The 19705-nt window shown below is 39.7% G+C and carries 24 protein-coding genes and 1 pseudogene; 18 read left to right on the forward strand and 7 right to left on the reverse strand.

The features are described from left to right. A pseudogene (locus ABH959_RS13860) lies at positions 1–737 on the reverse strand (spore germination protein); the annotation flags it as partial. 152 nt (positions 738–889) lie between these two features. On the opposite strand from ABH959_RS13860, the gene ABH959_RS13865 reads away from it, so the two are divergent. Continuing rightward, positions 890–2014 (forward strand): homoserine O-acetyltransferase family protein, encoded by a 1125-nt coding sequence (locus tag ABH959_RS13865; protein WP_404492741.1) that lies wholly within the window; start codon positions 890–892, stop codon positions 2012–2014. A 48-nt stretch (positions 2015–2062) separates the two neighbouring features. Here ABH959_RS13865 and ABH959_RS13870 read toward each other — a convergent pair whose 3' ends face one another. Then, entirely contained in the window at positions 2063–2245 is a 183-nt protein-coding gene (locus tag ABH959_RS13870) for a hypothetical protein (RefSeq protein WP_002129493.1), read from the reverse strand. 199 nt (positions 2246–2444) lie between these two features. On the opposite strand from ABH959_RS13870, the gene ABH959_RS13875 reads away from it, so the two are divergent. From ABH959_RS13875 to ABH959_RS13900, 6 genes are all read left to right on the forward strand, one after another. Further along, positions 2445–2750 (forward strand): rhodanese-like domain-containing protein, encoded by a 306-nt coding sequence (locus ABH959_RS13875; RefSeq protein ID WP_000141214.1) that lies wholly within the window; start codon positions 2445–2447, stop codon positions 2748–2750. Positions 2751–2827: 77 nt separating this feature from the next. Beyond that, positions 2828–3052, forward strand: a complete 225-nt coding sequence (locus tag ABH959_RS13880) for a spore germination protein (RefSeq protein WP_113935770.1) — start codon at positions 2828–2830, stop codon at positions 3050–3052. A 20-nt stretch (positions 3053–3072) separates the two neighbouring features. Next, entirely contained in the window at positions 3073–3396 is a 324-nt protein-coding gene (locus tag ABH959_RS13885; RefSeq protein ID WP_113935769.1) for a hypothetical protein, read from the forward strand. A 121-nt stretch (positions 3397–3517) separates the two neighbouring features. Then, the gene (locus tag ABH959_RS13890) at positions 3518–6412 is read left to right on the forward strand and encodes a BclA-related collagen-like exosporium protein (protein WP_404492743.1); all 2895 of its coding nucleotides are present in this window, start codon (positions 3518–3520) and stop codon (positions 6410–6412) included. Positions 6413–6609: 197 nt separating this feature from the next. Then, the gene (moaA, locus tag ABH959_RS13895; protein ID WP_404492745.1) at positions 6610–7623 is read left to right on the forward strand and encodes a GTP 3',8-cyclase MoaA; all 1014 of its coding nucleotides are present in this window, start codon (positions 6610–6612) and stop codon (positions 7621–7623) included. 16 nt (positions 7624–7639) lie between these two features. After that, entirely contained in the window at positions 7640–8653 is a 1014-nt protein-coding gene (locus ABH959_RS13900) for a molybdopterin-synthase adenylyltransferase MoeB (RefSeq protein ID WP_113935766.1), read from the forward strand. A gap of 42 nt (positions 8654–8695) precedes the next feature. Here the strand turns inward: ABH959_RS13900 and moaC are convergent, their stop codons facing one another. Beyond that, positions 8696–9181: a cyclic pyranopterin monophosphate synthase MoaC gene (moaC, locus tag ABH959_RS13905; protein ID WP_002089070.1), complete on the reverse strand. Its 486-nt coding sequence runs from the start codon at positions 9179–9181 to the stop codon at positions 8696–8698. Between the two features lie 83 nt (positions 9182–9264). Here moaC and ABH959_RS13910 point away from each other — a divergent pair, with 83 nt between their 5' ends. The 7 genes from ABH959_RS13910 to ABH959_RS13940 all read left to right on the forward strand — a co-directional run bounded on the left by ABH959_RS13910 (position 9265) and on the right by ABH959_RS13940 (position 13947). Beyond that, positions 9265–10554, forward strand: a complete 1290-nt coding sequence (locus ABH959_RS13910) for a molybdopterin molybdotransferase MoeA (RefSeq protein WP_404492747.1) — start codon at positions 9265–9267, stop codon at positions 10552–10554. Continuing rightward, the gene (mobB, locus tag ABH959_RS13915) at positions 10518–11039 is read left to right on the forward strand and encodes a molybdopterin-guanine dinucleotide biosynthesis protein B (RefSeq protein ID WP_113935764.1); all 522 of its coding nucleotides are present in this window, start codon (positions 10518–10520) and stop codon (positions 11037–11039) included. Before ABH959_RS13910 ends, mobB begins: the two co-directional genes overlap by 37 nt. Next, positions 11036–11500 carry a molybdopterin synthase catalytic subunit MoaE gene (moaE, locus tag ABH959_RS13920; protein ID WP_002129479.1) on the forward strand — a complete coding sequence of 155 codons (465 nt, stop codon included), beginning with the start codon at positions 11036–11038 and terminating at the stop codon, positions 11498–11500. Before mobB ends, moaE begins: the two co-directional genes overlap by 4 nt. A gap of 2 nt (positions 11501–11502) precedes the next feature. Continuing rightward, complete coding sequence (moaD, locus tag ABH959_RS13925) at positions 11503–11736, forward strand: molybdopterin converting factor subunit 1 (protein ID WP_002089064.1); 234 nt, start codon at positions 11503–11505, stop codon at positions 11734–11736. A 99-nt stretch (positions 11737–11835) separates the two neighbouring features. Next, entirely contained in the window at positions 11836–12258 is a 423-nt protein-coding gene (locus tag ABH959_RS13930) for a DUF3888 domain-containing protein (RefSeq protein ID WP_002089063.1), read from the forward strand. 33 nt (positions 12259–12291) lie between these two features. Next, the gene (gene glcU / locus ABH959_RS13935; protein WP_002129475.1) at positions 12292–13149 is read left to right on the forward strand and encodes a glucose uptake protein GlcU; all 858 of its coding nucleotides are present in this window, start codon (positions 12292–12294) and stop codon (positions 13147–13149) included. 12 nt (positions 13150–13161) lie between these two features. Continuing rightward, positions 13162–13947: a glucose 1-dehydrogenase gene (locus tag ABH959_RS13940; protein ID WP_002015659.1), complete on the forward strand. Its 786-nt coding sequence runs from the start codon at positions 13162–13164 to the stop codon at positions 13945–13947. 74 nt (positions 13948–14021) lie between these two features. On the opposite strand, the gene ABH959_RS13945 is transcribed toward ABH959_RS13940, so the two are convergent. Then, positions 14022–14501, reverse strand: coding sequence for a CarD family transcriptional regulator (locus ABH959_RS13945; protein ID WP_002089061.1), 480 nt, complete (start codon positions 14499–14501; stop codon positions 14022–14024). A 280-nt stretch (positions 14502–14781) separates the two neighbouring features. On the opposite strand from ABH959_RS13945, the gene ABH959_RS13950 reads away from it, so the two are divergent. Continuing rightward, the gene (locus ABH959_RS13950; protein WP_002089059.1) at positions 14782–15018 is read left to right on the forward strand and encodes a DUF2553 family protein; all 237 of its coding nucleotides are present in this window, start codon (positions 14782–14784) and stop codon (positions 15016–15018) included. A 1-nt stretch (position 15019) separates the two neighbouring features. Beyond that, positions 15020–15202, forward strand: coding sequence for a sporulation protein Cse60 (locus tag ABH959_RS13955; protein ID WP_000621746.1), 183 nt, complete (start codon positions 15020–15022; stop codon positions 15200–15202). Between the two features lie 33 nt (positions 15203–15235). Here the strand turns inward: ABH959_RS13955 and ABH959_RS13960 are convergent, their stop codons facing one another. Continuing rightward, a complete protein-coding gene (locus ABH959_RS13960; RefSeq protein WP_002138690.1) occupies positions 15236–15463 on the reverse strand; it encodes a DUF3973 domain-containing protein in 228 nt (75 codons plus the stop codon). A 423-nt stretch (positions 15464–15886) separates the two neighbouring features. Between ABH959_RS13960 and ABH959_RS13965 the strand changes: the two genes are divergently transcribed. After that, the gene (locus ABH959_RS13965; RefSeq protein WP_113935763.1) at positions 15887–16318 is read left to right on the forward strand and encodes an SRPBCC family protein; all 432 of its coding nucleotides are present in this window, start codon (positions 15887–15889) and stop codon (positions 16316–16318) included. Then, positions 16319–16642 carry an ArsR/SmtB family transcription factor gene (locus ABH959_RS13970; RefSeq protein WP_113935762.1) on the forward strand — a complete coding sequence of 108 codons (324 nt, stop codon included), beginning with the start codon at positions 16319–16321 and terminating at the stop codon, positions 16640–16642. It abuts the gene before it with no gap. Between the two features lie 40 nt (positions 16643–16682). On the opposite strand, the gene ABH959_RS13975 is transcribed toward ABH959_RS13970, so the two are convergent. Together ABH959_RS13975 and ABH959_RS13980 are read right to left on the reverse strand one after the other, a co-directional pair. Beyond that, positions 16683–18125, reverse strand: coding sequence for an MDR family MFS transporter (locus tag ABH959_RS13975; RefSeq protein ID WP_044444001.1), 1443 nt, complete (start codon positions 18123–18125; stop codon positions 16683–16685). Positions 18126–18337: 212 nt separating this feature from the next. Then, complete coding sequence (locus ABH959_RS13980) at positions 18338–19609, reverse strand: BaiN/RdsA family NAD(P)/FAD-dependent oxidoreductase (protein WP_088040268.1); 1272 nt, start codon at positions 19607–19609, stop codon at positions 18338–18340. Positions 19610–19705: the final 96 nt, after the last annotated feature.

Below are 19705 nucleotides of genomic sequence, written 5' to 3' on the forward strand. Positions count from 1 at the left end.
TTGCTTTGAGAATTATCATCTTGCTTAGAATTTTGCTGTTTGTTTTGAGAATTATCATCTTGCTTAGAATTTTGCTGTTTGCTTTGAGAATTATCATCTTGCTTAGAATTTTGCTGTTTGTTTTGAGAATTATCATCTTGCTTAGAATTTTGCTGTTTGCTTTGAGAATTATCCACTTGTTTAGAATTTTGTTGTTTGTCTTGAGAAGAATCCTCTTGCTTAGAATTTTGCTGTTTGTCTTGAGAAGAATCCTCTTGCTTAGAGTTTTGTTGTTTGTTTTGAGAAGAATCCTGTTGCTTAGAATTTTGCTGTTTGTTTTGAGAAGAATCCTGTTGCTTAGAACTTTGCTGTTTGTCTTGAGAAGAATCCTCTTGTTTAGAATTTTGCTGCTTGTTTTGAGAATTATCATCTTGCTTAGAATTTTGCTGTTTGTCTTGAGAAGAATCACCTTGTTTAGAACTTTGTTGTTTGTCTTGAGAATTATCATCTTGCTTAGAATTTTGCTGTTTGTCTTGAGAAGAATCACCTTGTTTAGAACTTTGTTGTTTGTCTTGAGAATTATCATCTTGCTTAGAATTTTGCTGCTTGTTTTGAGAAGAATCCTCAGTTTTTTCCTTACTTTTTGGCTCGTCATTCTTATCTTTGTTATGTTCCTTTTGATCATCAGACTGTTGTTTCGAATCATCTGTCTCTTTTGTATTTGAGTTTTTTTTCTTACGTAACCAATTCCAAATCATATGTATGCCCTCTTTGATCTTGTAATATAGTGCTATTTTGTGGCTAATTTTGTATATTATTCATTTATTTATTAAAAGAAGGAGGAGATTGGTTTGCATAAAAAAAATCCTTTAGTAAGCAGTTCATAATATGACGGGAAGAAGGCGATTCTGTGCAAATTGTAAAAAAGGAGAAGTTTGTTTTAAAAAAGTTTGTGTTTGAAAATGGTAGGGAGATTCCTGTTCAAATGGGGTATGAGATGTACGGTACTCTAAATAGAGAAAGATCAAATGCGATTTTGGTTTGTCACTATTTTAGTGCAACAAGTCATGCGGCAGGAAAATATACAGAGCATGATGAGGAAGCCGGTTGGTGGGACGGATTAATTGGACCTGGGAAAGCAATTGATACAAATAAATATTTTATTATATGTACTGATAACCTTTGTAATGTACAAGTGAAGAACCCATATGTGATTACAACGGGGCCAAAATCGATAAATCCGATGACTGGTTTTGAGTATGCGATGGATTTTCCAGTTTTCACATTTTTAGATATAGCACGTATGCAATATGAGTTAATAACAGATATGGGGATTGCTAGGTTACATGCTGTAATGGGACCATCGGCAGGTGGGATGATTGCGCAGCAATGGGCTGTCCACTATCCTCATATGGTGCAGCGAATGATTGGAGTTATTACGAATCCGCAAAATCCAATTATAACGTCGGGAAATGTAGCGCAAAATGCGATTGAAGCAATTCAGCTTGATCCAGATTGGAAAGGCGGAAAGTACGGAGAGGAGCAACCAATGAAGGGGCTTCATTTAGCGAATAAAATGATGTTTATGAATGCATTTGATGAACATTTTTATGAAATGGCATTCCCGCGGAACAGTATAGAAATGGAACCGTATCAACAATTTTCTGCATTAACATCATTTGAGAAAGAAATAAATAAAGTGACATGTAAAAGTATAGATTTAGTAGATGCAAATTCATGGATGTATACTGCGAAAGCGGTCTTATTACATGATATTGCACATGGATTTTCTTCCTTAGAAGAGGCTCTTTCTAAGGTTGAAGCGAATGTACTCATGATTCCATGCAAACAAGATTTACTTCAGCCGCCTCGTTACAATTATAGAATGGTAGATATTTTGCAAAAGCAAGGGAAGTACGCAGAAGTATATGAGATAGAAAGTATAAATGGGCATATGGCAGGAGCGTTAGATGTTCATTTATTTGAAAAGAAAATTTATGAGTTTTTAAACCGGAAAGTATCTAGTTTTGTGTAGGAAATAATTAATGTGGAAAGGTGCATGATTTATAGTAGGCACCTTTTTTTACATGATTTGCAGACGGAAAATATATGAAGCGATTGATAAACCGAAGAAAGCTATACTAAGTAATAGAAATAAGAATGACATTTCTTGAGGGGATTTTATCTTTTTATTATTTTTCATACTAAGAGCAATAACTGCAAAAACTAAGAAAATGATGCCCATAATGAAAAGAAAAAGTGTCATTTTAACTGGCTCCTTTCATCAAACAAGTATATTGAGGATACAATGCGTCAGTTATGTTTGTAAAGAATAAGTTTTGCTGGAAAATTGAGAAATAAATGTTCCATTCTTTGCGTTCCTTCCTTCGCGTGCTAAAATTGATGAGAAATGATTGTTTAAAGAAGAAACTGAAGGTTTTATTGTATATAAGGAGGAACTACATATGACAGAAGTAAAAACAATTACTACAGAAGAAGTGCAAGAGCGTTTAGAAAATGGAGAAACATTATTTTTAGTAGATGTAAGGGAAGATGAAGAAGTAGCGGCAGGGAAAATTCCAGAAGCTGTACATATTAAAATGGGCGATATTCCAAATAAAGTGGATTTCTTTGAGAAAGAGAATGAATATATCTTTATTTGCCGTTCGGGAATGCGTAGTGAAAATGTATGCCATTATTTAAATGAGCAAGGATTTAAAACGGTGAACATGGTTGGCGGTATGCTTCAATATGAAGGCGAAACTAAATAAGTAGCTGCAAAAACTTGAAACGAGTCTGTTTCAAGTTTTTTTCTTTTGCATACAGTATACAAAAGGGGGAGGGGTAAATGGGGATTAACATGCGTAAAGTAAAAATTATTAATAATACAGGGGCTGTTAATGTTGGCGACTGTTATAATATCGCACCTTTTGCTGTATCGAAAATATATGCGGGTGCTGGAGGATCGAGTGCGGCTGTTTTTTTAAATGGGAAACGACAGCCAGAAGCTGTGATTAGAACATCAGTGTTTCTTCCGCCATTAGCGACGAGTACACGTACATTAGGTTCATAAAGGAAAGGTAGAGTGTAAGTATGCCTGCACGTATTAAAGAATTTATTATCGTTAATAATACTGGGAATATATTTACAGGGGATAATTTGAGTGATACTTCATTTACTGCTTCGAAATCGTATAGTGGTTCAACGGGTTGCACTTGGATTGACGTTGTTACAGTAATAGGGACGGAGACGAAGCTTTGTTTACAACCGGGAGATTCGGTGACGACAACCTATACACGAGGTACCCCTGCTGGTACTGTAACGGGAACAAACATGGGGCAAGGTGCAAATGTGTCGAGTATATCGCAAGCTGTCCCTAATACAGATAATATGGATTCAGTTTCTGGACTTCCTTAAGGAATTAAGGGAGTTTTTATTATTTAAAATAAAAATAGTCTTTGAGATTGTTTTTGTAAATACATATTAAGAAGAAGAGGTTTGTTTAAAGTAAAAAAGATGGTGTGTAGGTGGTGAAAGTGTGAAAGAGCGCGATAGACAAAATTCATTAAACTCTAATTTCAGAATTTCACCGAATCTTATTGGACCTACTTTTCCCCCCGTTCCAACGGGATTTACTGGCATTGGGATTACTGGTCCAACCGGTCCACAAGGCCCGACTGGCCCACAAGGACCAAGGGGATTTCAAGGTCCGATGGGGGCGATGGGCCCGACAGGACCTCAAGGAGTGCAAGGGATTCAAGGGCCAGCTGGACAAATGGGTGCAACAGGACCAGAAGGACAGCAGGGACCACAAGGATTAAGGGGACCACAGGGAGAAACTGGAGCGACAGGACCTCAAGGAGTGCAAGGGTTACAAGGTCCAATTGGTCCAACCGGAGCGACTGGGGCACAAGGTATACAGGGGATACAGGGATTACAGGGGCCGATTGGAGCTACCGGGCCAGAGGGACCTCAAGGAATTCAAGGAGTGCAAGGGGTGCCGGGTGCAACAGGTTCACAAGGAATACAAGGAGCTCAAGGGATACAAGGCCCACAAGGACCGAGTGGAAATACGGGAGCAACAGGAGCGACTGGTCAGGGGATTAGTGGTCCGACTGGAATAACAGGTCCAACAGGGATAACTGGCCCATCTGGAGGACCTCCAGGTCCGACTGGGGCAACTGGTGCGACAGGGCCAGGAGGTGGACCGAGTGGAAGTACAGGTGCGACTGGAGCGACTGGAAATACTGGAGTAACTGGAAGTGCGGGAGTGACTGGAAATACAGGTCCGAGTGGAAGTACAGGAGAAACAGGAGCACAGGGCCTGCAAGGAATACAAGGGGTTCAAGGGCCAATTGGATCAACGGGTCCAGAAGGTCCGCAAGGTATTCAAGGTATTCCTGGTCCGACAGGAGCAACTGGTGAACAAGGAATCCAAGGGGTTCAGGGAATTCAAGGGATAACGGGGGCAACTGGAGATCAAGGTCCGCAAGGTATACAAGGGGCCATAGGACCTCAAGGTATAACCGGAGCAACAGGAGATCAAGGCCCACAAGGAATTCAAGGGGTACCTGGTCCAACCGGGGACACAGGCTCACAAGGAGTCCAAGGAATTCAAGGGCCAATGGGTGATATAGGACCAACAGGCCCAGAAGGCCCAGAAGGACTTCAGGGTCCGCAAGGAATACAAGGAGTGCCAGGACCAGCTGGAGCAACAGGTCCAGAGGGCCCACAAGGAATCCAAGGAATTCAAGGACCAATAGGAGTAACTGGTCCAGAAGGCCCACAAGGCATTCAGGGAATACAAGGGATTCAAGGTATAACAGGAGCAACCGGAGCACAAGGAGCAACTGGAGTTCAAGGTGTTCAAGGGAATATAGGAGCAACAGGTCCAGAGGGCCCGCAAGGAGTGCAAGGTACTCAAGGGGATATAGGTCCAACAGGTCCAATGGGTCCACAGGGAGTTCAAGGAATCCAAGGAATTCAAGGACCGACGGGTGCGCAAGGGGTGCAAGGCCCACAAGGAATTCAAGGAATCCAAGGGCCGACAGGAGTAACTGGAGATACGGGTACAACAGGGGCGACAGGGGAAGGGACTACAGGAGCAACTGGAGTAACGGGTCCATCAGGTGTAACGGGTCCATCAGGAGGCCCAGCCGGACCGACTGGCCCAACAGGTCCATCAGGTCCGACGGGAGTGACAGGTCCATCCGGTGGACCACCTGGTCCGACAGGAGCGACAGGTGTAACGGGAGGAGTAGGAGATACGGGAGCAACAGGGGCGACGGGTGTGACCGGAGCAACTGGAGCAACTGGAGTAACTGGTGCAACTGGAGCAACGGGGCTGCAGGGTCCACAAGGAATACAAGGAGTACAAGGAGACATAGGCCCAACAGGTTCGCAAGGTGTTCAAGGTCCACAAGGGATCCAAGGTATAACGGGAGCAACGGGAGATCAAGGTCCGCAAGGAATTCAAGGCCCGCAAGGAATCCAAGGTCCAACAGGTCCTCAAGGAATCCAAGGAGGTCAAGGCCCACAAGGGATACAAGGGGCAACAGGTGCAACCGGAGCACAAGGCCCACAGGGAATTCAAGGGATACAAGGAGTGCAAGGTCCGACTGGTCCACAAGGCCCAACCGGAATACAAGGTGTGCAAGGAGAAATAGGTCCAACCGGTCCGCAAGGTGTGCAAGGTTTACAAGGTCCACAAGGCCCAACCGGGGACACGGGTCCAACAGGAGCGCAAGGCCCACAAGGAATTCAAGGTCCAACAGGAGCGACAGGTTCACAAGGAATTCAAGGTCCAACGGGAGCGACAGGAGCGACAGGTTCACAAGGAATTCAAGGTCCAACGGGAGCAACAGGAGCGACAGGTTCACAAGGAATTCAAGGTCCAACGGGAGCAACAGGAGCGACAGGTTCACAAGGAATTCAAGGTCCAACGGGAGGCACGGGTCCAACAGGAGCGACTGGGGTAACTGGAGTGACTGGAGTGACTGGAGTGACTGGAGTGACTGGAGTTAGTACAACTGCAACGTATGCATTTGCGAATAATACATCAGGAACCGCTATTTCCGTTTTATTAGGCGGTACGAATATCTCATTACCGAACAATCAAAATATTGGACCAGGAATAACTGTTAGTGGTGGAAATACTGTATTTACAGTTGCGAATGCAGGGAATTATTATATAGCCTATACAATTAATTTAACGGCAGGATTACTTGTCAGTTCTCGTATAACCGTAAATGGCAGTCCGCTTGCGGGAACGATAAACTCCCCGACAGTGGCTACTGGTTCATTTAGTGCACCAATAATTGCTAACTTGCCTGCTGGAGCTGCTATTAGTCTGCAGTTATTTGGATTAGTTGCAATAGCTACATTATCTACGACAACGCCAGGAGCTACTCTAACTATTATTAGATTAAGTTAATAAGCAAAAAAACCTTGGAACTTTTATGTTTCAAGGTTTTTTATCCCTCTATTTGTGGGCTAATAATCAGTGGGGATGGACAAAACCCCCACTGATTAAAGTTTCACTTTATTCACCTTAGCAAAAACATCGCGGTTCAAAAATATATTATAATAGAATGAAGAGAGGTATAAATTTGGCAGAAAGGGAGAGTGGCGATGCAGGAGAAGGTTAAAGATTTTTTCGGACGCCCACTTCAAGATTTACGCATCTCTGTCATTGATCGTTGTAATTTACGGTGTACGTATTGTATGCCAGCGGAAGTGTTTGGTCCTGATTATGCTTTTTTGAAAGATGAGTTTTTACTGACATTTGATGAAATAGAGCGATTAGCAAAAGTATTTGTTAGCATCGGTGTACGGAAAATTAGACTTACTGGTGGCGAACCCTTGCTCCGTAAGGACTTAACAAAACTTATCGAACGTCTCGTGAAAATTGACGGTTTAGTAGATATAGGATTAACGACAAATGCGATTCATTTAACGAAGCAAGCGAAGGCGTTAAAAGAAGCTGGGTTACACCGAGTAAATGTTAGTTTGGATGCGATAGATGATAATGTGTTCCGCGCAATTAATGGCCGGAATATGAATACGAAGCCAGTGTTAAAAGGAATTATGGCAGCGAAAGAAGCAGGCCTTGAAGTGAAAGTAAATATGGTTGTGAAAAAAGGAATGAATGATCATCAAGTACTTCCGGTTGCTACGTATTTTAAAGAACAAGGAATCACGCTTAGGTTTATTGAGTTTATGGATGTTGGCAGTACGAATGGATGGAATTTTGATCAAGTTATTACGAAACGAGAATTAATTGATATGATTCATGGGGTGTATCCAATTGAGCCAGCTGAAGCTCATTATTTTGGTGAGGTTGCGAAGCGGTATCGATACGTTGGAACGAATGTAGAGGTTGGTTTTATTACCTCTGTTTCTGATTCATTTTGTTCTTCTTGTACGAGAGCAAGAATTTCGGCAGATGGAAATTTTTATACTTGCTTGTTTGCGACAGAAGGAATGGATTTAAGGAAACTTCTGAGGGAGAACCTTTCGGATAATGAGTTATTAAAAGCTATAGAATATGTATGGAAGAATAGAAAAGATCGATATTCAGATGAACGGACAGAAGAAAGTGCGAAAAATCGTCCGAAAATTGAAATGTCTTATATAGGAGGATAAGAAAGGGGGATGTCGTATGCAAGAGCGATATTCAAGACAAATGTTATTTTCTGGTGTTGGGGAAGAAGGGCAACGGAAAATAAGAGGGAAGCATGTGCTCGTTATCGGTGCTGGTGCACTCGGAGCAGCGAATGCAGAAGCAATTGTTAGAGCAGGTGTTGGAAAAATAACAATTGCGGATCGTGATTATGTAGAATGGAGTAATTTACAAAGGCAACAATTATATACAGAAGAAGATGCAAAGCATTATAAACCGAAAGCAATAGCGGCAGCAGAACATTTAAAGGCAATTAATTCCGAAGTAGAAATTGTACCGGTTGTGACTGATGTAACGGTGCACGAAATGGAAGAATTAATTAAAGGTGTAGATTTAATATTAGATGCGACAGATAATTTTGAAACGCGCCTTCTTATTAATGATATATCGCAGATGTATAACGTTCCGTGGATATATGGAGGATGCGTTGGAAGCTACGGAGTAACTTATACAATCTTGCCAGGAAAAACGCCGTGTTTTCGATGTTTAATGGAGCATCCAGCGAGCGGAGCGACATGTGATACGGCCGGTATTATACAGCCAGCAGTGCAATTAGTAGTTGCACATCAAATAACGGAAGCCTTGAAAATATTAGTAGAAGATTTTGAGGCACTTCGTGAAACGATGCTATCATTTGATCTTTGGAATAATCAGCAGATGGCATTTAAAGTGAATAGGCAGAAAAAGGATACATGTTTATCTTGTGGAAAGTTACGTACATATCCGAGTTTAACATTTGAAGCACAAACGAAAACAGAAGTATTATGTGGGCGAAATACAGTTCAAATCCGTCCAGGTGTGCGTCAGGGTTTTAATTTAGAAGAAATTAAAAAGCGCTTACAAAAAAGTGTGGATGTAAAAGCAACGCCATATTTATTGTCATTTCCGGTGGAAGAATATCGTTTTGTTTTATTTACAGATGGTAGGGCGTTTATTCATGGTACGAATGATATGAATGTTGCAAAACGACTATATGCAAGATATATAGGTTGAACCTAAAGGAGAGTCCTTTAGGTTCAAATGGAAAAGGTAGGATTAAGAATTTCTAATATAATCTCCATTTTTTCCGCCCGTTTTTTCAAGTAAGTACGTTTCGCCAATAATCATACCCTTATCAACGGCTTTACACATGTCATATACAGTAAGAGCGGTAGCGGAAGCAGCTGTTAAAGCTTCCATCTCAACGCCGGTACTACCTTCTGTTTTAACTTTTACTTCAATAAGTAGTCGATATTGTTCTTCTGATTGTTTCCAATTGAAAGAGACGTCAACACCTTTTAATAATAAAGGATGGCACATTGGGATAATATCAGAAGTACGTTTTGCAGCCATAATACCTGCGATTTGTGCGACGGCTAATACGTCACCTTTACCAATTTCGTTGCGTGAGATTTTATCAAAAATTTCTTTCGAAACGAGAATGCTAGAGCATGCTATTGCTGTTCGAACGGTTATTTTTTTGTCACTTATATCAACCATTTTAGCGCGCCCTTGGTCGTTGAAATGTGTGAATGAAGACATGGAATTCCTCCTTGAAGTAATTGCGATTTAATATATAAAGTGTAATCGAGATTAGATATTTTGCAAATATGAGGTGAGAAACAATGGTAGAAAAACGAATCCCGATTCAAGTTGCTGAGGCTGTAGAGCGGGTTATGAAATATGCTAAGCATGGTGAAGTAGAAGAAGTTTCTATTACAGAAAGTTACGGGAGGATTCTTGGAGAGGATGTTGTCTCAGATCACGACGTTCCTCACTTTGATCGTTCTCCTTACGATGGTTTCGCAATTCGAGCAGAAGACACGAAGGAAGCGAGTCAAGAGCAGCAGATTGAATTTGAAGTAATAGGAGAGATCGGAGCAGGATCTGTTTTTGCAGAAGAAGTAGGGGCTTTTCAGGCGGTTCGTATTATGACAGGAGCAGCTATTCCAGAAGATTGCAATGCAGTCGTAATGCTAGAACTGACGGAAGGATTCGATAGGAACGAAAGTACATATATGAAGTTAAAACGTCCTTTCCAAAACGGTGACAATGTGTCGTTTAAAGGAGAAGATATAAAACAAAATCAAGTCCTCGTTAAGAAAGGTGTTGTAATCAATCCAGGTGTTGCCGCATTATTAGCGACGTTTGGATATAGCACTGTGAAAGTTGTAAAACAGCCTGTTGTCGGTATTGTAACGACAGGAAGTGAATTACTAGAAGTGCATGAGGCGTTAGAGCCAGGGAAAATTAGAAATAGTAACTCTTACATGATTGCCGCTCAAATTATGAAAGCTGGCGGGAAAGTGCGTTACTATGGACAACTTGCCGATGAGTTAGATGCATGTTTTACAGCTGTTAAATCAGCGATGGATAAGGTTGATATTTTAATTACAACGGGCGGTGTTTCAGTAGGGGATTACGACTATTTGCCAGCTATTTATGAAAGGTTACAGGCGAATGTACTCTTTAATAAAATAGCGATGAGACCGGGGAGTGTAACGACAGTAGCTGAAGTTGATGGAAAGCTACTCTTTGGTTTATCAGGTAATCCGTCAGCTTGTTATGTAGGTTTCGAATTATTTGTGCATCCAATTATGAAAACGTATTTGCATGCGAAGGAGCCTCACGTATATAGAACTGATGCTATTTTACAAAAAGATTTCCCGAAACCAAATCCGTTTACTCGTTTTGTAAGAGCGAAAGCGAGTATTGTTAATGGGGCACTACAAGCGATGCCAGTCGGTTTAGATAAATCGAGTGCGGTCTCTTCACTTGCGGATACAAATGCTTTTATCGTGCTGCCTGGAGGAACGAGAGGATTTGAAGCAGGAATGAAAGTGTCTGTATTATTGTTAGAATGCTCTGAGGGAAGTGATTGGCCGTGGACAAAGCCTCTTCAATCTTACAAATAGTAGGGTATCAAAATAGCGGGAAAACAACACTTGTAGAGAAGATGGTGCATGCATTAACTGAAAGAGAAATGAAGGTTGCTACAATTAAACATCATGGTCACGGGGGCTTTCCTGAAGTAGCGCAAAAAGATAGTGAAAGACACAGAAAAGCTGGTGCTGTAGTAAGTAGTGTAGAAGGTGCCGGATTACTATCTTTGTCCTCTTTGCGAGATGAATGGCCCTTGCAAGAAATTATCCGCTTGTACGAATTTTTTGAAGTAGATACGATTTTAATAGAGGGCTATAAAGCTGAGAACTATCCGAAAGTAGTGTTACTTCGTTCTGCGGAAGACGCTGAACTTTTACATAAAGTAGAAAATATAGCGGCAGTTATTACGTGGTATGATGCTTCGTCAAATGTACGAGAAGAATATAAAGTATTTCATATAACAGAAGAAAAATTGTATATAGACTGGTTTTTACAAACGGCTAGGGGTGCAAAATGATAAATACGTATTATGAAGTAATTGATACAGAAATCTCGATTGAAGAGGTGACAAAGAAAGTAGTTCGCCGTGAATGTGGTGCTGTTACAACATTTATCGGGACAGTTAGGGAGTTTACGAAAGGGCGTCGTACACTATACTTAGAGTATGTAGCTTATAAGACGATGGCAGAAAAGATGCTACAGAAAATTGGGTCAGAAGTGAAGGAGAAGTGGCCCGGTACACATGTTGCGATTACGCATCGCATCGGCACGCTGCAAATTTCTGATATAGCGGTTGTTGTTGCTGTATCAACGCCTCATCGTAAAGAGGCTTATGAAGCGAATGAATATATTATGGAGCGTATTAAGCAAATTGTTCCAATTTGGAAAAAGGAGTTTTGGGAAGATGGTGACTCATGGATTGGTGACCAATTAGAAAAAACACCATATCCAGCAGGAGAGCCTGGGAAGGAGTTATAAATATGATTCGAGTATTGTTATTTGCGAACTTGCAAGAAGAAGCAGGAACGAGTGAATTACAAATAGAGAAAGAAAATATTACTGTTGCAGAGTTAAAAGATATTGTTGCGAAAGAATATAATGTACCAGTGTCAGCGCCAATTATGGTTGCGATTAATGAAGAGTACGCAAATGAAGATGACACGATACACACTGGTGATGTAGTTGCACTAATACCACCAGTGAGTGGTGGTTAATATTGGATTTATGCTATAAAAAACGACTTTCCTAAATAGGGAAAGTCGTTTTTTTATGGCATTTTGGAGAACACTATCCTATAGGAAAAGGAGGAAGTTATGAAAAAGATATGTGTAATGATTGCAATGATATGTTCTGTTTTTTTCTTTTCTCCAAGCAATTCTTTGGCAAAGGAATCGACGGAACAGCTTTTAGAAAGTGCGTTACTGAATCGATATTACTCGGTTATAAGGCAAGTGACAGAAGATCAATATGAATGTGACTCAGTTACAAATATAAAGCGTCTAGGCAAGAAAGATGAGTTTGTTCCTAGGTTTGAAGTTACGATACAATTTCTTACATTTCAAGGGGCACATAATCCACCGAATGATAAAGTTACACTTACTTTGGAAGACAATTTAGATCACATAAAGATAAAGAAAGTGGAGCGAGAAAAGAATGTTTCTGGTGCTATTGTAGAAAAGATTTGTGCACGAAAAAACGAAAAAATAAAAGCTCACTCTAATGATTTAGAGCGATAACCTATGACATTTTGTAGAGAAAGGTAATGAGCGATGGATATACTTTTAGCGATTTTACCAGCTATATTTTGGGGGAGTATTGTGCTATTTAACGTGAAACTAGGCGGGGGACCGTATAGTCAAACGCTCGGTACAACGTTCGGTGCACTTATCTTCTCAATTGTCGTTTATATTTTTATGAAGCCGGTATTAACTCCGACCGTTATTGGAGTTGGAATTGTATCTGGCTTATTTTGGGCACTTGGTCAAGCGAATCAATTAAAAAGTATTGATTTAATGGGTGTTTCTAGAACGATGCCGATTTCAACAGGGCTTCAATTAGTCGCGACAACATTATTTGGGGTTATCGTGTTTCATGAATGGTCAACGACGATATCGGTCGTTCTTGGAGTTTTGGCGCTCGTTTGTATTATTATCGGGGTTATTTTAACATCGCTTCAAAGTAAAGAAGAGAAGAATGCAGAGCAAGCAGGAAATTTCAAAAAAGGAATTATTATTTTATTAATTTCAACAGTCGGTTATTTAGTTTACGTAGTAGTTATCCGGTTATTTAACGTGAACGGTTGGTCGGCTTTATTACCACAAGCGGTCGGTATGGTATTAGGCGGGATTTTACTCACATTTAAACATCATCCATTCAATAAATATGCGATTCGAAATATTCTTCCAGGATTGATTTGGGCAGCTGGAAATATGTTTTTATTCATTTCGCAGCCAAGAGTTGGGGTCGCAACAAGCTTTTCCCTTTCACAAATGGGAATTATTATTTCGACGCTTGGGGGGATTTTTATATTAGGTGAAAGGAAAACGAAGCGTCAATTAATTGGGATTGTTATTGGTATCGTTTTTATTATTGCAGCTGGAATTATGCTGGGGATTGCGAAAGGTTAAGGAGGTATTAAAATGTATAGCGATTTAGAAGGGAAAGTCGTCGTTATTACAGGATCAGCAACTGGTCTTGGAAGAGCCATGGGAGTAAGATTTGCTAAAGAGAAGGCGAAAGTTGTTATTAACTATCGCTCAAGAGAGTCAGAAGCGAACGATGTATTAGAAGAAATAAAAAAGGTAGGTGGAGAAGCGATTGCTGTAAAAGGTGATGTGACGGTCGAGGCAGATGTTGTAAATCTCATTCAATCTGCTGTGAAAGAGTTTGGTACGCTCGACGTTATGATTAATAATGCGGGGATAGAAAACGCGGTACCGTCGCATGAAATGCCGTTAGAGGATTGGAATAAAGTAATTCATACAAATTTAACAGGTGCTTTTTTAGGAAGTCGTGAAGCGATTAAATATTTTGTGGAACACGATATTAAAGGTTCGGTTATTAATATGTCTAGTGTTCATGAGAAAATCCCGTGGCCATTATTTGTGCATTATGCGGCTAGTAAGGGGGGGATTAAGCTTATGACAGAAACGTTAGCGTTAGAATATGCACCAAAAGGTATTCGGGTAAATAATATTGGGCCTGGTGCAATTAATACGCCAATTAATGCTGAAAAATTTGCTGACCCGAAAAAACGTGACGACGTAGAAAGTATGATTCCAATGGGTTACATTGGAAAACCTGAAGAAATCGCAGCAGTAGCAACGTGGCTTGCTTCAGCAGAGGCAAGTTACGTAACTGGAATTACGTTATTTGCAGATGGTGGAATGACTTTATACCCATCGTTTCAAGCGGGGCGTGGGTAATATGAAAGGCCAAAGAGATTTAACTCTTTGGCCTTTTTTACGCAAAAAAAAATAGCGGTCGGCTATTTTTAAAATTAATGATTGATTGTATCTTGAAGAAATTCTGTTGCTTGATGTTCTGAAACATTCTGTACGAGCGCAACTTCACTAATAACCATTTTACGCGCATTATCTAGCATTTGTTTTTCGCTCGCATTTAATGCTCTTTCTTTATTGCGACGAAGTAAATCACGAACAACTTCTGCACTATCTTGAAGATTGCCGTTCTTCATTTTTTCCATATTCATTGTATATCTTTGTTTCCAAGAGAGTGAGGGGTCTGATTCCCCATGATGAAATTCAAGAAGTATACCATCTAACGTACCTTTATCGACGATATAACGTATACCTGATTTTTGTAATTGATTCATCGGAAGCATTACTTGCATATCTTTACTAATGATGCGTATAACACAATATTGACGCGTAGTGCCTAATATTTCTTTCTCTTCAATTGCTTCGATGATTCCTGCACCGTGCATTGGATAAACGATTTTATCACCAATTTGAAACAAATCATCCACCTCCGTATGTGGTAACTACTTTTAATGATAACATACTAGGATAAAAATGTCAAATTTTATATAATATCACATCTGATATGCTGTAGTCAATATATAAAAGTCGTTTTTTTGTTTGTTTTTTTGCTCTTATAAGTTGAATAAATAGGGGGAATTTTTTTAGAAAAATAGTACAGGCGCAGAAAGAGAGCATATCCACTTATTTTTAAGCATAAAATATAAAATCGCTAATACAATATACCTAAATCCGTTCTTTGCAAGGGAGGGATAGAAGGTGGGGCGCACAATTAGAATTGATATTACAAATAAAGTTGTAGCTAAATTTAGGCAAGATTATTTGGAATTATATACGAGTAAGTTTATGATAGGTAAGTTTTATGTCTATACTGAAGATAAACAATATGTGTTAGAAGACGGATATATATATGAAGATGGAAAGTTTTATCGCATCATAGATACGCACCGTGGCAATAAACAAGCGGCGGAGGGCTGCGATCTAGGATGGTGTTAACATGATTCGTGTGAAAGTGTTTGATGAAAGTCATGAAAAGGACTTAGAAGACGCTGTAAATGTATTTTTGAAAAAAATTGATGATGGAAATTTTGTAGATATAAAGTATCAAGTTGGTGTTTCAATTAACGATGATGAAAATCAAATTTATTGTTTTTCAGCGATGATTGTTTATAAAGCATAAAAAAGAGCTGGGGAGCCAGCTCTTTTTTATGCTTTACGTTGGGACAACATGTGTCGGTAAAATATTCATAATAGATTGTGTTGCGCCTGTTTTCTTTTCCGTTAAAAGAACTTTTCCTGTTTCATGATCTTGAGCATCAGTGCACATACCGAGGTGATAACGATCACCTAAAAATGGATCAATATAAAAACCGTTTTTGAAAACTTTATCATTCGGGTGTTTTTCATGGTGAATTTCGGAACAGTTAATGCAATAGAACATAGCTTTCATCTCCTTTTTATTTTTGTTTAAAAAAGTGGGTCGGTAGTCATTTCGCTCCTAAGGAAATGTTGAGGAGAAGAGAAATAACTACCTACCCAAATGGCGGGCATACTCCTTCTGATCTTTACATATCTCGCGTATTGTCCCCGAGGGAAGGAGGAGAGACGAAGTACAGATGAGATAAGTTAGGCGCTTCTCTCAATAGGAGTGATAGGGTTCATGTTGAGGGAATTTTCTATTTTTCATTGCCTTTGTGAGTATATTATGAAGGAATGGTGAGAGGGTGTTTGTCCTGTTGAAAAAATGTTGAGAATTTCTCAACAGTGAAAAAGAGTCTTTCTTGACATGAAACCAAAAGGTGTTATATTGTTAAAGTGAAACTAAAAGGTGTTATATTTTAATGCCGAATAAAGGAGATATAAAATGGAACAACAAAATACATTAAATGATATTAAACAAACAATCGTTTTTAACGCGCCTATTCAAAAGGTATGGAATGTAGTATCAACTGCAGAAGGAATTTCGTCATGGTTTATGCCAAATGATTTTGAATTAAAGGTAGGACATGAGTTTCATGTGCAATCACCTTTTGGACCATCACCATGTAAAGTGTTAGAGATTGATGAGCCAAATCATTTATCTTTCTCATGGGATACAGATGGTTGGATTGTTTCATTTAATTTGAAAGACTTAGGAGATAGTAAAACAGAATTTACGTTAATTCACGGCGGCTGGAAACATCCTGATGAAATCCTCCCAAAACCAAATGCGAAGAGCTCTATTATTCACGAAAGAATGAGCGGCGGCTGGGTAGCGATTGTAAATGAAAAACTGAAAAAGGTTGTCGAAGGCTAAGTGTCCTCATCAGTAGCGAAATATGATGTATTTCAAGCAATTGCTGATCCAACCCGCCGAGAAGTAATACGGTTATTAAGTGACAAAGAGTTACCGATTTCAAAAATAACGGATCATTTTCCGATGAGTCGTACTGCTGTTGTAAAGCACCTTCATATTCTTTCAGAAGCGAATTTAGTGAGTGGAAGAAAGAGCGGAAGAGAGAAGATATATCGTTTGCATCCAGAACCATTAGAGGAATTACAGCAGTGGCTCTCGTATTATGAACGATTTTGGGATAATAAATTGTCCATGCTTAAACATATTGTGGAGAATGAAGAGTAGATTTTATGTAAAGAGGATGACCAAAATGGTCATCCTCTTTTTATTGTTCACTTGTTTGTTTAGCTGGCTTTAATAGGATCCAAGCGATAATTAATGTGAATACCGCTAATACGAAAGTGCTCATATAAATGACGTGTACACTTGATGCTAATGCGGATTGTGATTCGGTTGCTACGTTTGCTGTAGCCCCTCCATGTCCGCCAGAAGAAACAAGATCAAGGTTTTTAATGCCGCGTGCATGAATCATCGTATTGAAGATCGTTCCGAAGATTGCAGCTCCTAGTGTTTGACTAAATGTATTAATAAATGTATTTAAACCAACTGCCGTTCCGCGCGTATTCGCCGGTACAGCTGCTTGAATTGTTACCATGTAAATTGGTGTAACAAGCCCCATTCCTAAGCCGAATAATCCGACTGCAACATAAATAAGGAATGATGGTGAATCTGTTGATAATGTAAATAATAAGAAAGTAGCAACTGATAAAATGCTAGCTCCAAGTAAAATAATTTGTTTCGTTTGTAACTTGCCAACTAAGTTGCCGGAGAACATAGCACCGAATGTCCACATAACAGGAATCGGCATTAAAATGAGTCCAGCCTCTGTCGCATTTTTTCCTAAAACACCTTGGCTCCAAATTGGAAGATACACTGTAATACTAATAATCATTGCGCCAGCAATAAGTGTTAGTATGTTTATTGTAGATAATGTACGGTTAGAGAAAAGTGCTAGCGGAATTAATGGTTCCGGAGACTTTTTCTCGATGTATAAGAAAATAATGAATGAAACAGCGGCAAAGATTAATAGGCCGATAATTGAAATGTCTCCCCAGTTTTGCTTACTGCTACCTGTTAATAATGCGTATAGTAAAGCAATTGTACTTAATGAGAAAACTGTCGCACCAAGATAGTCGATATGTTGCTTAGCGGCGGACTTAACAGATTCCTTATAAGAAGTGGCAAACATTAAGCAAGCGATAATTCCAAAAGGAACGTTTAAGAAGAAAATATAGCGCCAAGAAAGAGAATCAACTAAAAATCCACCTACTAACGGCCCAATAACACCAGATACACCCCAAACTGCACTCATCCAGCCTTGTGCTTTCGCACGGTCTTTCGCTTCGCTATATAGGTCTCCAATAATCGTCATTGTGATCGGCATAACAGCACCAGCCCCTATACCTTGAAGAGCACGGAAGAAGATTAATTGTTCCATTGATGTAACGACTCCGCAAAGTGCAGAACCGATTAAGAAGATTGTTGCTCCGATGAGCAGAACTTTTTTACGGCCGAATAAATCAGCTAGCTTTCCGTATATTGGAGTCGAAACAGCTGTTGCAAGCATATAGATTGCATATACCCAACTAACAAGTTCGACGCCTGACAAATCACTCGTTATACGAGGGATCGCTGTACTAACAATCGTTCCTTCTACCGCAGAAAGAAACGTCATTAGCATTAAAGACATCATGACTTTTTTTCTCATTTGTTTTCCCCTTACCCTTTTTCGAATATTCAACAATATAAAATATAAAGGTACTAAGGTATATAAAGCAACAAAAAAGCAATGGGAAGTTAGGAGGAAGGGATATTTTTGAAGAAACGGTCGACATATTTAAAGTATCGCCGATATAATTTCGTGTATTACTTTGCTATTCCAACATACTAAAAAAAGAAACAGGAGTCCCTGTTTCTTCTTTAATATTGCATTTTTGAATTTTGTCCAGCGGTTGTTCCGGCAATTCGGCCAGTAACAAGGGCAGATGTAATGTTATAGCCGCCAGTATAACCGTGAATATCAAGAACTTCTCCGCAGAAGTATAAACCATTCGTGAATTTCGAAGCCATTTCTTTCGGGTTAATTTCTTTAACGGATACACCTCCGCCAGTAACGAATGCTTTTTCAATTGACTGCGTACCATTTACATGGACGGTAAATTCTTTAAAGTCTTTCACAAGTGCGCGAATCTTCTCATGAGAAACTTGTCCAGCTTGTTCGCTACCGTCAATTTCATTTTTTTCTAATAAGAATAGGAAGTAACGTTCAGGAACATAGCCTTTTAAAACGTTTTTAATTCCTTTTTTCGGATCTTCTTTCATTTGTTTCAGCATGCGCTGGAACAGTTGCTCACTATTTTCTTCTGGCAATGCATCGATACTCATGTGCACTGTGTTCGTTTTAAACTTTTTCATCGCTTTCACAACGAATTGGCTACAGCGAAGAGCAGCAGGACCAGATAGGCCGAAGTGAGTGAAAAGCATGTCCATTTTATGAGAAATGATAACTTTTCCTTTCGGGTTTAATACACTTAAGTTTACATCTCGTAAAGCAAGGCCTTGTAATGTGCGGTCACGAATAAACGGTTCGTTTGAAAGAATTGGTACTTCTGTTGGGAAAAGTTCTGTAATTGTATGCCCAGCTTTTTCAGCCCAAGCGTATCCGTCTCCAGTAGAACCAGTTTGAGGAACAGATTTTCCGCCAACAGCGATAACGACGTGATTCGTTTCTAACACTTCGCCTGTTTGTAATACAACTGCTTTCGTTTGACCGTTTTCATACTCAATCGTTTCGACAGGCGTATTCGTACGTATTTTCACACCTAAGTCTTTTAATCGTGTTAACAGTGCATCTACAACAGATTGCGCTTTATTTGATACGGGGAACATGCGACCATGATCCTCTTCTTTCAGTTGTACACCGAGATTTTCGAAGAATGTAATAATATCTTCATTACTGAAAATAGAAAAAGCACTGTATAAGAAGCGACCATTTCCAGGTATATGTTTAACGATTTCATCAAGTGGTAGACGGTTCGTTACGTTACAACGACCACCACCAGAAATCGCAAGTTTACGTCCTAGTTTATTTCCTTTATCAAGAAGTAAGACGCTTGCGCCTTCTTCAGCAGCACCGATTGCAGCCATTAGCCCTGAAGGACCGCCGCCGATGACAATAACATCATAATGCATAATATATCGACCTCATTTTCTACATTTCCTGCCTAAAAGAATAGCATGTTTTCCCTTAAAAGAAAAATAGAGTGAAGTACTGCTTAAGAGGAGAAT

The organism is Bacillus sp. RC51 (genome assembly GCF_044908115.1).
GTDB lineage: Bacteria > Bacillota > Bacilli > Bacillales > Bacillaceae_G > Bacillus_A > Bacillus_A mycoides.